Below are 12851 nucleotides of genomic sequence, written 5' to 3'. Positions count from 1 at the left end.
AATGAAGAAATATATTTATATAATACTAGCGTTATTTGTTTTTAGTTCTTGTGAAAATGAACTTGAATTAACGAGCCCTAGTGAATTAACCGCAGCAGGTTTCTGGGATACAGAAACTGGAGCTAAAACAGCGCATACAGCCTTATATACTAACTTAAGGTCATCAGCCGGAAACTTATGGTTGTTAGGTGAAATGAGAAGTGATATTTGGGGTGGAAGAACCTACGAATCTCCATCTAATGAGAATTTAATTGAATCAAATATAACAGCAACAACAGCTCCTTTTGGTGGTTGGGCTGGTTTATATACTAGAATCCATAGAATAAATGATTTTTTAATTAATGTTCCGAATATTCAATTTTCTGATGAAGACGAAAAAAACCATTTGATGGGTCAGGCGTATGGATTGAGAGCATTGTATTATTATACGCTTTTAAAAACTTGGGGCGACGTGCCGATTATTTTGGAACCTTTTACCGATGTTGATCCAGCTACTTTAAGTAGAGCAAGGTCACCTCAAAGTGAAGTAATGAACTTAATAAAAACGGACATAACAGCGTCTTTAACAGCTTTTGGTTCTCAAGATGGATTCTATCAAGATACTAGAATATTTTGGTCTAAAGCAGCTACTCTGGCGCTTAAAGGAGATGTATATATATGGTCTGGAAATTTACTAGGTGGTGGAACTGCAGACTTTACAGAAGCAAAAACAGCGTTACAACAAATTGCATCTTTAGGTGTTAGTTTAGAAAGTAGTATAGCTGATTTGTGGACTGTTGGAAATGAAAATAATAACGAATTTATTTTTGCAATTCAATATAAAAGAGATGAGGCCTCTAATTTCTATAATAGTCTAACAGGAAGAAGTACAGAAATTAACCCAACATATAATGATAGTGGTAACTCTATGGGAGATTTTGTAATTGCGGGTGCAAATAGATATGGACAGTCTGAGAAAACAATTCTATTATTAGACGATAATGACGATGACCGTAAACAAGCTACATTTATTCGACTTTATGTTGATGATAATGGTGGTGTAGGTTATCCAACGTACAACGAGCCAGCTTATTTTGGATCTGTATTTAATAAATTTCTAGGTCAAGTTGATGGAACAGAAAGAATTTTTGAAAACGATGTGCCAGTTTATAGATACGCCGATGTGTTATTATTGTTAGCAGAAGCAAAAAATCATTTAGGAGAAGATCCTTCTGGTGAAATAAACCAAATTAGAGCAAGAGCCTATGGAGAGAACTATAATGCAGCAATACATGCGTATTCCAATGGATCTAAAGTTGACAATGCAAATGTAATATTAGATGAACGTTATAAAGAGTTTATAGGTGAAGGTAAAAGATGGTGGGATTTAAGGAGAGCTGGAGACAGTTATGTAATTAATAACATCAGTTTTTTATCATCTGGAGATACCTTTAAACTGCTATTACCAATTACAACTGATATGATTGGAAGAAATCCATTATTAGATCAAACATCGGGGTACTAAAAATATTTGTATAATAGATAATTTGAGTTAATTAAGTTTAGGGATGGTTTTAAACCATCTCTAAACTTTTTTTATTATATCGTTTTTTGAAACCTGCTTGCCAATCCAACAGAAATAGGAAACCATACCAACCTTCAGAAAGAAAGCCTATAAACCTAAAATAAAATAGTATAGATAGCTGCCTGCCTAAATGTTACAATATGGTAAATCAAAACTTAAAGAATAGCGATACATTTATTTACACTTTTAAAGTATATTGTTTCTTAAATAGGAATGAGGATTTTAAAAAATAAATGTATTTTGTACGTATAATGTCAAAAATATTTTACAATTTTATCCAAATTTTGAAAAACGAATAAATTATCTAATAATGAGGTTAAATTATAATTTTGTAAAGTCTTATTTTAATACAATTAAAAAGATTGGAGTTACTTTTGTGGGTTTATTTATTTTATCCGCTTGCTCTACAAATAAAGAAACTATTGCATTGCAAAATACTATAAAAGTTGAGCCAACAGATAGTAAAGAGCAAATTATTGAAAAAGCTGCGCATGTTGTTCCTACAGAAAATCAATTAGAAGCTTTAAAAAATGAATTTATTGCATTTATTCATTTTGGACCAAATACCTTTACTAGAATGGAATGGGGTAATGGTATGGAAGATCCTTCAATTTTTGAGTTAGAAACTTTAGACACCGATCAGTGGTGTAAATCACTAAAAAGTGCAGGTATTACTATGGTGATTTTAACTGTAAAACACCACGATGGTTTTGTTTTATGGCAATCTCGTTACACAAATCAAGGCGTTATGTCTTCACCTTTTAAAGATGGTAAAGGCGATATTTTACAAGAATTAACCGATTCTTTAAAAAAATACAATCTAAAACTAGGAATCTATCTTTCTCCTGCAGATTTATTTCAAATTGAAAGTGAAAACGGATTGTATGGTAACGGAAGTGAAATAACCGAACGCACAATTCCAACAACCGTTGAAGGACGTCCGTTTAGCAATAAAAAAACTTTTAAATTTAAAGTTGATGATTATAACGAGTATTTTTTAAATCAATTATTCGAATTACTTACCGAATATGGCGAAGTGCACGAAGTTTGGTTTGATGGTGCAAATCCAAAGCAAAAAGGCAATCAAAAATACAATTATTTAGCGTGGAGAGAACTTATTAGAACATTAGCACCTAAAGCTGTTATTTTTGGAAAAGAAGATATCCGTTGGTGTGGAAACGAATCTGGAAAAACACGTGTTTCTGAATGGAATATTATTCCATTTCAAAAAGATCCTATGCAGTTAAATAGTTTTTCAGATATAACTAATAGTGATATTGGGAGCAGAGAAAAATTGTACGATGCCAAATATTTACATTACCAAGCTACAGAAATAAACACATCTATTAGAGAAGGTTGGTTTTATAGAGACGAAACTTATCAAAAAGTTAGAAGTGCCGACGATGTTTTTGATATTTACGAGCGCAGTGTTGGAGGAAATTCTATATTTCTTTTAAATATTCCTCCTAATAGAAAAGGTAAATTTTCTCCTGAAGATGTTAAAGTTTTAGAGGAGGTAGGAAAACGGATTAAAGAAACCTACAAAGCTAATTTGTTTGAAAATGCAGATGGTCCAAAAAACCTATTGGATGAAGATTATAATTCAGTATATGATTTAAATAAGAGTAATGAAATTATTATAACTACAAAACAACCAATTACCATAAACAGATTGGTGCTGCAAGAAGCAATTGCAACACATAGCGAACGTATAGAAAAACACGCTGTTGATGCTTGGATTAACAATCAATGGACTCAAATATCCGAAGCTACAAATATTGGTTATAAAAGAATATTGCGTTTCCCTAAAACAACTTCAAGCAAGTTTAGAGTTCGTATTTTAGAAACACGTTCTACTCCAGCTTTAGTATCAATTTCTGCACATTATTACAAAACGCAACCACCACAACTTTCAATTTCTAGAACTTTTGATGGAATCTTAGAAATACAACCAAAAAAACAAGATTTTGGATGGAAGCCACACGGAATAGATGTAGCTAAAAACTTAAATACCAATTTTGAAATCCGTTATACAACCGACGGAACTGCTCCAACAAAAAATTCTTTAGAATTTAGAGAAGATGTTGTAATAAATTCTGGTGAAATAAAAGCTGTGGCAATAGATAATAATCAGGTAGGAAGTGTGGCTTCTAAAGTTTTTGGAATTTTAAAGAAAAACATTAAAATTATAGATGTTAGTAGTTCAGAAGAGAAGCAGCAAGCAATAATGGCAACAGATGAAAATGCGAAAACTTTTTGGCAGTCTAAACCAACAGGAAGTAAGCATTTTATTTCATTTGATTTAGGAACTGAAGTTGCGTTAAAAGGATTTTCATACACACCACAAACGTCAAATTCTGAAGGAATGATAGAGAGTGGAACCATTAAAATTAGTGCCAATGGTAAAACTTGGAAAACATTAGAGAATTTTAATTTTGGAAATTTAATTAACAATCCAACAACTAGGGAGTATTATTTTAAATCGCCTATAACTACTCAATACATAAAATTAGAAACCAGAAGTATTGCTGCAAATAAAAAAACAGCTGCAATTGCTGAAATAGATTTTATAAAAGAATAAGAGGTTAAATAAACCTTTTAAATAGTAATCTTAAGATTAAAAATCAATAAAAAGTATTTAAAACGTAGCCTTTTTTGCTGTGTTGTATTTTTGTGATAAACATAATACAATCACAAACATTAGAACCTGTTTTTGAAAACTCTGCTGTTGCAGCAATAAATAAATTATCCATACGTGAAACTTTATTATACAATGGAGTGCAATTAGCTTCAGAAAAGAATACTATTATACTTATTTTAATTACTATTGCTTGTCAATCTTTAGGTTTAATATTGATGACTATTTTACTGAATTCTTTATAAAACTCCTTTATAAAAATAAAAATAACATTAACTCTTCAAAGTGTATTAAGTTATGTTTTAGGAAGATTAGGATATATATAATTTTATAAAACCTTGCGTTAGTTGTATGTTATAAATTCATTAAATTAGCTTTTTTAAAGTGTTAATATTTCATTAGAATGAACATAAAAATCAATTTAACTATTACTGCTCATTTTTTATTTAAGTTTTCAATCGTACTCTTTATCTTTAGTTTCATTTCTTGTAACAAAAAAAAAGCAGAAGAGTACTCTCCACTTCAAGTTTCTCTGAATAATCATAAACATGATGAAGGTTTTATAGGATCTAAAAATTGTATTGAATGTCACCAAACTGAATATGATGAATGGATGGGTTCTGATCATCAATTAGCAATGCAATTACCAACGGATAGTAATGTATTAGGTGATTTCAATAACTCAAAATATACAAGTTTTGGTGTAACTAGTACTTTTTTTAAAAAGGACAGTTTGTTTATAATTAATACGCAAGGACCTGATGGGAAATATGCTGATTTTGAAGTAAAATATACCTTTGGAGTTTATCCTTTGCAACAGTACTTAGTTATTTTTCCTAAAGGAAAATTACAAGTGTTAACTCCTTTTTGGGATGCACGTTTAAAAGAAGAGGGTGGTCAAAAATGGCAGCATTTATATCCCGATGAATTTATTGCTTCACACGATGAATTAAATTGGGGGAGGCCATTACAAAATTGGAATTATATGTGTGCAGAATGCCATTCTACCAATGTTAAAAAAAATTACAATCCAGATACACAAACTTACAATACAACTTTTGATGAAATAAATGTTTCTTGTGAAGCGTGCCACGGACCTGGAGATTTACACGAAAAATGGGCACAAGACACGCTTCAAAAAGTAAAAAATATGGGATTGCTCTTTGATATAATGGACAGAGACCCAAGTTTATGGAATATTGATCCAGAAACTGCAAAAGTAACCCGTTCAAAACCCAGAACTTCAAATATGCAAGTAGAATGGTGTGGACGTTGTCATTCAAGAAGGTCTCAGTTAACAGATGAATATACTTTTGGGAAAATGTTAGAACATACGCATCAAGTGGCATATTTAGATTATCCTTTATATAATGATGATGGTACTAACAATGACGAAGATTATGTATATGGATCCTTTCTTCAAAGTAAAATGTATGCAAAAGGCGTAACTTGTAAAGATTGTCATAATGTGCATAGTGGACAATTAAAAGGTGGTAAAGAGAATGTTTGCTTTCAATGCCATATGCCAAGCAAATATAAAACTACTGAACATCACAAGCATAAAGAAGATGGTACTGGTGCAAGTTGTATTAGTTGTCATTTACCAAAAATTACCGTAATGGTTGTTGATCCACGTTCAGACCATAGTATGCGAATTCCAAGACCTGATATTAGTGTAAAGACGGGAGCTACAAATGCTTGTAATAATTGTCATAAAGATAAATCCAATGAATGGGCATCCGAAGAGTTTAAAAAATGGTATGGAAATAAATATGATACTATTTCACATTATGGTTTTGCTTTTCATAATATAAGAACAAATAAACCAGACGCTCAATCCGACTTAAATAAAGTTATTAATGATAAAGATATGGCTAATATTGTAGTTGGAACAGCTATTAGATTTCAAGATTATAGGAATAATCCATTGGCCTTTGAAAATTTAAAAATGACATTAACATCTCCAAGTCCATTAGTGAGAAGAGCTGGATTAGAATCTTTAAGAAATTTACCAAAACAACAACAATTTAAATATGCACTGCCTTTAGCAAAGGATACTGTTTACGGTGTAAGACATATGGCAAATAGCTTAATTTATGATATGTCTGCAACAAATTTATCCGCTGAACAACAACAGGTTGTTAAAGAAGCTAGAAAAGAATACATCAATCAGTTATTATATTGGCAAGACCGTTCTTTAGGTTTATCATCTGTAGGTGTTGCTGCTATCGGTTTGGGAAAACTAGAACAGGCTGAAGACTACTTTAAAAAAGCAATTGCATTAGATACCTTAAATTTAATAGCGAAAATTAATTATGCCGATTTAAAGCGGATGCAAGGTGAAAACGATGCCTGTATTACTTTATTAAAAGAAGTTTTAACAATAGATAATACTTTTTCGGCAGCATATCAAGCACTGGCTTTTGCTTATATTAGAAGTGGAGATAAGCCAAAAGCATTTAAAACATTAGAAACTGCTAAAACAATTGTTAAAAATGATGCTCAAAACCACTACTATTATGCGTTAATGCAAAATGATTCAGGAAAAAGTAAAGAAGCAATTGCAACTATTAGGAAAGCATTAAAAACCTATCCAAACAATGAGCAATTGTTAACATTAGCGCATTCTATTTATAGTGACAGAGGTGATGTTATTGAAGCTAAAAACGTTCTAAATATGTTGGTAAAAATATTTCCAAATAGTAAACAGTATCAGTAAATAAAAAAATATAAAAACTGCGTTTATCCGGAATTTGAAGATGATAAATTGAATGATATAATAGTTAACAACAAGGGCTGAAAAAGATCATATTGAAAGAAATATTTAATAATAGAGAAATTGCATTATTATTCTGGATAGGAATATTATTAATTTATGTTTTTCGAAAAAAGCATAATATTGAGAGCTTTGGAAAAGTTTTAGAAGCATTTTTTGTAAATAAAATTTCAACTATTTTCCTTCTTTCAGTAATTTATGTTGAATCACTTATATTGATTCTATCGTTAATCGAATTTTGGGATTTTACATTTATCAAAGATTCTATATTTTGGTACTTCGGAGTTGCTTTTATAACAATACTTAATCTTCACAAACAACCAGATCCTCGAAAATTTTTCAAAAAGACAATAATTGATAATTTCAAATTTGTAGTTCTTTTTGAATTTATATCAAACTTTTTCACCTTTAGTTTGATAACTGAATTTATTCTTATTCCTCTAATATCATTTTTTGTCATTTTAGATACATATTTGAGTATTTATAGTGAGAAAGATTCGGAAAAATCATTAAAAAAAATCACAAATAGAATATTGAGTATTTTCGGATTAATAATGATATTTTACTCACTTTACAGATTTAAAAATGACTATTCAAGCATAATGAGTTTAAGCTCATTAAAATTCTTTCTATTTCCAATTATCTTAACTCTATTTTTTATTCCCTTTCTTTACTTTTTAGCATTGTATTCTGAATATAATATTAGAAAGACTAAAACATCGATTTAAAGGAAATAAATCAGAAATAAATGGAATATTGAGAGCAATCTTAAGAAAATGTAATTTCCAGATTGACAAAGTTTCATCAATTAACATAATTACAAGAGCAAACTATTTCAAAGAAAAAGATGACCTTATTACAATAATTAGGAACTATAAACCCCCAGTTGATAACAACTCATGAATTTTATGCTTACTTTTAAACTAAATAACTAACCAACAATTGAAAACATACCAACTAAAAAATTGAAATATGGAAAATGTTTGGATTATTGCAATAGTACTATTTTTAATAATCATATTTCTTTATTGGAGAATTTCTAAGAATTATTTCAAAAATGAAGTTTTTAGCAAAGGAACATGGGAAAATTGGGGAACGAGATTATTTTATTGGCAAGGAGCAATTTTCGTCAGCATCTTGGTTACAACGCTAATATTTTTTCTCTTAAAGTGGACAAATATTTTGACTTTCTAAAAAAATTAACAACTAGGAATATTTGCAGTCAACAATTTGCCATATTTATAGCCAAGAAAAAGTTCATTTAAAAAAAAATTTATTCTTAAAAAATGAACGAATAACACAATTAAAAGAATTTAGAAAATTTACTTTATCGAATGATTTTAAAATAGATAGTTAGAGAATTGATAATTTTTTTACTTAATTTTAAACTTTAATTTACATAACTAATTTTGAAACGAACATGCTAATAATTTATCATTAATAAAATGATTATTAACCTAGCACATGACCCTAAAATAATAATAAATACACATGAAAAAAATAGTAGTACTACTAGTTTTAACAATTTTATTTTCTTGCAAGGAAGATAAAGAAGCTCGGAAACCTGTAAAACAAGTAACAGTTGAAGAAAATTTGACTGATATGGGTAAAAATTTAGGTAAATATGTGCCTTTTAAATTAACGTCAGACTTAAGTGTATTAACTGATAATGAACGCAAAATGTTGCCTTTATTAATAAAAGCTGCGGATAAAATGAATGCATTATTTTGGTTTGAAGCTTATGGAGATAAGGAGGCTTTGATGGCTAAAATTACTAACGAGGATACCAAAAAATTTGTAGAAATTAATTATGGACCTTGGGACAGATTAGACGGAAATAAACCTTTTGTTGAAGGTATAGGAGAGAAGCCATTAGGTGCAAATTATTATCCTAAAGAAATGACTAAAGATGAATTTGAAGCATTTTCCTCTGATAATAAATCAAGTTTATACACTTTTATTAGAAGAAATGATGATGGAAGTTTAAAAACAATTTGGTACCATAAGCAATTTGAAAGTCAGGTAAAAGAGGTTTCAGATTTATTAATAGAAGCATCAAAATTAGCTGATAATGCAGGGCTTAAAAACTACCTTGAATTGCGTGCAAAAGCATTTTTAGATGACGAATATCAAGCAAGTGATTTGGCTTGGATGGATATGAAAACAAATACACTCGATATTGTAATTGGACCAATTGAAACTTATGAGGATCAGCTTTTTGGAAATAAGGCATCGCACGAAGCTTATGTATTAATAAAAGACCAAGTTTGGAGTAAAAAATTAGAGAAATTTGCACAGTTTTTACCTGAATTACAAAAAGGATTGCCAGTTGATGAATTGTATAAAAAGGAAATCCCAGGAACAGATTCAGATTTAAATGCATATGATGTTGTTTATTACGCTGGAGACTGTAATTCTGGGGGAAAAACAATAGCTATTAATTTACCAAATGACGAAGAAGTTCAGTTACAAAAAGGAACAAGAAGATTGCAACTTAAAAATGCAATGCGTGCAAAATTTGATAAAATAATGCTTCCAATTTCGGAAATAATTATTGATGAAAGTCAACGTAGTTACGTTACATTTGATGCTTTTTTCGCTAATACAATGTTTCATGAGGTTGCCCATGGTTTAGGAATTAAAAACACTATTAATAATAAAGGAACTGTAAGAAATTCCTTAAAAGAATTGGCCTCTGCATTAGAAGAAGGGAAAGCTGATATTTTAGGTTTGTATATGGTACAACAATTGCACGAAAAAGGTGAAATAGAAGGAGATATAAAAGATTATATGACCACTTTTATGGCTGGAATTTTTCGCTCAGTTCGTTTTGGAGCTTCAAGTGCGCATGGAAAAGCTAATATGATTCGTTTTAATTTCTTTAAAGAAAAGGAGGCATTTACTAAAAATGAAGATGGAACTTATAAAGTGAATTATGACAAAATGCAGACTGCAATGGGAGAGTTATCAAATATAATTTTGACGTTACAAGGAAATGGTGATTATAATGGTGTTGCAAAATTGGTTGCTGAAAAAGGAATAATATCTGAAGATTTACAGAAAGATTTAGACATGCTAAGTGAACAAAATATTCCTGTAGATGTTATTTTTGAACAAGGTTTAAAAGCTTTAGGGTTAGAACAATAATATGAATTGTTATTGTAAAAAGCCTCCAATTTGGAGGCTTTTTTGGGTAATATGTTTATGTGTATTATTTTGGTTCCAAAATAGCATCTATGCGTTTGGAAATATCTTGTAAATGATATCTTGTAATTGTATTTGGTGCAGATGAGGCAGCTCTTTGGGCGTCTCTTTTAATGCGATTTAATTCACCTCTAACAACAGGAATAATATCAGATTGTTTTACAGTAACAGCAGTACTTTTAACATAACTAGAACCTCTAGACCCTTTAGTGTCTTTGGCAGTCATTAAGCTTGCAAGTTGTTCAATATGGGCTCTTTGTAAGTTTCTTCTGTAAGTGTCTATGCTTCTTCCAGAACGCAATTCTGTCCAAATTCCATTTCTTAAATCACTCATCATACTAACTAAGGTATAAGCTTCTGAACCATTTAAAGTTTCATTTTCAATCATTCGCATCATTCTTCCTAAACTTAAAACATTGTTTAATGATCTAACTTGCAAACCTCTAACGCGTTCTGTAATTCCAGAATATTCAGTTTTTCCAATAATATCTTTGTCAATTAACCAAGTTGGTGTTTTAAATAATTGATCTATTACAAATTTCAAACTATTTTTTTGACGGCTTTTATCAACATGTGTATATACAAGACCATCTTGGTCAGAAGTTTTATAGTTTTCATAAACACCACCAACATTAGATGAAACATGTCCCATATATCTGTTAAATTGAGAAACGACATGTCCGTACATTTCAGATAAATCGTCATAATTTTCACCTTTTTTAGAAGTCCAATCTATAAGATTTTCCATAATACGCTTTAAATTTGCAATTCCATATGAACTTGCCTTTATAGCATCATCTCCTAAATCTTCAGTTTGAGAACTTGGATCTACAACATCACTAGCTTGCTGATGTCCAAATCTATACCAAGGATCTCCTGCATGTTCTAAAATCCACCCATCTAATGTTTCTTTCTCATCTTCAGGAGTTTCTACATCTAAAATTGGGCGGTATCCCCAGTTCATTGCATATTTATCATACACACCAATATTTGGCATGAGTGCAACATCTTTATCTCCTGGTTGTGCAACATAATTAAAACGTGCGTAATCCATGATTGAAGGAGCAGTGCCATGTTTTTTAGTAAAAGTTGCAGAGCGCAACGAGTCAACAGGATATGAAGCACTACTTCCCATATTATGGGGTAAACCTAAGGTGTGCCCAACTTCGTGTGAAGAAACAAACTTTATTAATTCACCCATAACTTCATCTTTAAACCCAACACTTTGTGCTTCTGGATTAATTGCTGCAGTTTGTACAAAGAACCAGCCTTGTAATAAGCTCATTACGTTGTGATACCAATTGATATCGGATTCTAAAATTTCTCCAGATCTTGGGTCATTTACATGTGGTCCATTTGCATTTGGAATTGGTGATGCTAAATAACGCACTACCGAATAACGTGCATCTTCTGGGCTCCATTCTGGATCTTCTTCTTTTGTAGGTGGGTCTTTTGCAATAATGGCATTTTTAAAACCAGCTGCTTCAAAAGCAACTTGCCAATCTTCTATACCTTGTTTAATAAAAGGTCTCCATTTTTCAGGTGTAGCTCTGTCTATATAATAGACTATTTGTTTTTTTGGCTCAACCAATTCTCCACGTCTAAACTTTTCAAGATCTTCATCTTTTACTTCTAGTCTCCATCGGTTTAAATAGGTAACTTTTTCACTTTTTTGTGCTTCAGAACCATAATCTATCTGACTTGATGTAAACCAGCCAACACGTTCATCAAAAATTCTTCTTTTCATTGGAACTTCTGGAAGTAAAATCATAGAATTACTCATTTCAACAGAAACTGTTCCCGTACTAGAATTTGAAGGCGGAGCACCTGCACTATATGTTTTTACATGTCTACTTTCTATATTTAAAGGGTAACTTTGAATACTATCTATAAATGATTTTTTAGTATCTAATCTGGTAATTTTATAGCCTTTCCTAACATATTCTGGCAAACCTAATGCTTTTACATCGGTTGCAAATAAATCTGTAACATCAATCACGGTTGCTTTTTTATCTTCTGAAAAAGCTTTAATTGGAAAAGTAAACAAGACAGGTTCAAAGTTTGAATTTGTAACAGCTTCATGTACTGGAAGTGCTTCATCGGCTACAACTTTATGAGAAACAACTCTTAATAAAATTTGTTTTCCTTTTTTTTGCCAACGTAATACTTTTGTATTTGCTTTTTGTCCACCAAAACTTTGGTTGTTTGAAGTATTTTTTGCAATACGTGTTACCATTAACATTTCTCTTTCTAACAAAGAATCAGGTATTTCAAACAGATATTTGTCATCTACAACATGAACTTTAAATAAACCATCATCAGTTTTTGCATCTTTGGTAATCACCTTTGCATAGGGCTGAATTGCTCCTTTCTTTGGTTTTGGAGGAGGTGTCGGTTTAACAGTTTCTTTGTCTTTTTTCTTTTTTCGTTGAGCATCGGCTTGAGACGTAACACCAACAATAAGTAGTAGTGTTAAAACCGTGGTAAAAAATTTGCGAGTCATTTTATTAATTGGGTTTAATTATTGATATTTAAAATAAGAGCCCTAAATTATTAAACCCCAGCATAAAACTTCTTAAAAATTTGTTAAAGAAAAAACCGCAATTATCGAAATTACGGTTTAAGGTTTATGGTTTAAAAACTAGAAAGATTTTAGTTAAAAATATGAA

Annotated in this window: 7 protein-coding genes; 6 read left to right on the top strand and 1 reads right to left on the bottom strand. The window is 30.7% G+C overall.

Annotated elements, in window-relative coordinates; genetic code table 11:
• Position 1: 1 nt before the first annotated feature.
• From IEW75_RS03845 to IEW75_RS03820, 6 genes are all read left to right on the top strand, one after another.
• Entirely contained in the window at positions 2-1504 is a 1503-nt protein-coding gene (locus IEW75_RS03845; protein WP_134247404.1) for a RagB/SusD family nutrient uptake outer membrane protein, read from the top strand.
• Positions 1505-1874: 370 nt separating this feature from the next.
• Positions 1875-4145, top strand: a complete 2271-nt coding sequence (locus IEW75_RS03840; protein WP_134247405.1) for an alpha-L-fucosidase — start codon at positions 1875-1877, stop codon at positions 4143-4145.
• 92 nt (positions 4146-4237) lie between these two features.
• On the top strand, positions 4238-4447 hold the full coding sequence (locus IEW75_RS03835) for a hypothetical protein (RefSeq protein WP_134247406.1): 210 nt from the start codon (positions 4238-4240) through the stop codon (positions 4445-4447).
• Between the two features lie 158 nt (positions 4448-4605).
• Positions 4606-6921, top strand: a complete 2316-nt coding sequence (locus tag IEW75_RS03830; protein ID WP_134247407.1) for a multiheme c-type cytochrome — start codon at positions 4606-4608, stop codon at positions 6919-6921.
• A 92-nt stretch (positions 6922-7013) separates the two neighbouring features.
• Positions 7014-7706, top strand: a complete 693-nt coding sequence (locus IEW75_RS03825) for a hypothetical protein (protein WP_134247408.1) — start codon at positions 7014-7016, stop codon at positions 7704-7706.
• Positions 7707-8469: 763 nt separating this feature from the next.
• Complete coding sequence (locus IEW75_RS03820; RefSeq protein WP_134247410.1) at positions 8470-10125, top strand: dipeptidyl-peptidase 3 family protein; 1656 nt, start codon at positions 8470-8472, stop codon at positions 10123-10125.
• 64 nt (positions 10126-10189) lie between these two features.
• Here the strand turns inward: IEW75_RS03820 and IEW75_RS03815 are convergent, their stop codons facing one another.
• Complete coding sequence (locus IEW75_RS03815) at positions 10190-12685, bottom strand: zinc-dependent metalloprotease (RefSeq protein ID WP_134247411.1); 2496 nt, start codon at positions 12683-12685, stop codon at positions 10190-10192.
• Positions 12686-12851 lie beyond the last annotated feature (166 nt).

Origin of the sequence: Lutibacter litoralis (assembly GCF_014646675.1) — a bacterium.
Taxonomy (GTDB): Bacteria; Bacteroidota; Bacteroidia; order Flavobacteriales; family Flavobacteriaceae; genus Lutibacter; species Lutibacter litoralis.
The sequence above is the reverse complement of the archived record's forward strand: the minus strand, read 5'-3'. Positions and strand labels throughout refer to the sequence as shown.

Coding starts and splice junctions, on each gene's coding strand:
- IEW75_RS03845 (WP_134247404.1), top strand. CDS start 2: ATGAAGAAATATATTTATATAATACTAGCGTTATTTGTTTTTAGTTCT.
- IEW75_RS03840 (WP_134247405.1), top strand. CDS start 1,875: ATGAGGTTAAATTATAATTTTGTAAAGTCTTATTTTAATACAATTAAA.
- IEW75_RS03830 (WP_134247407.1), top strand. CDS start 4,606: ATGAACATAAAAATCAATTTAACTATTACTGCTCATTTTTTATTTAAG.
- IEW75_RS03815 (WP_134247411.1), bottom strand. CDS start 12,685: ATGACTCGCAAATTTTTTACCACGGTTTTAACACTACTACTTATTGTT.
- IEW75_RS03820 (WP_134247410.1), top strand. CDS start 8,470: ATGAAAAAAATAGTAGTACTACTAGTTTTAACAATTTTATTTTCTTGC.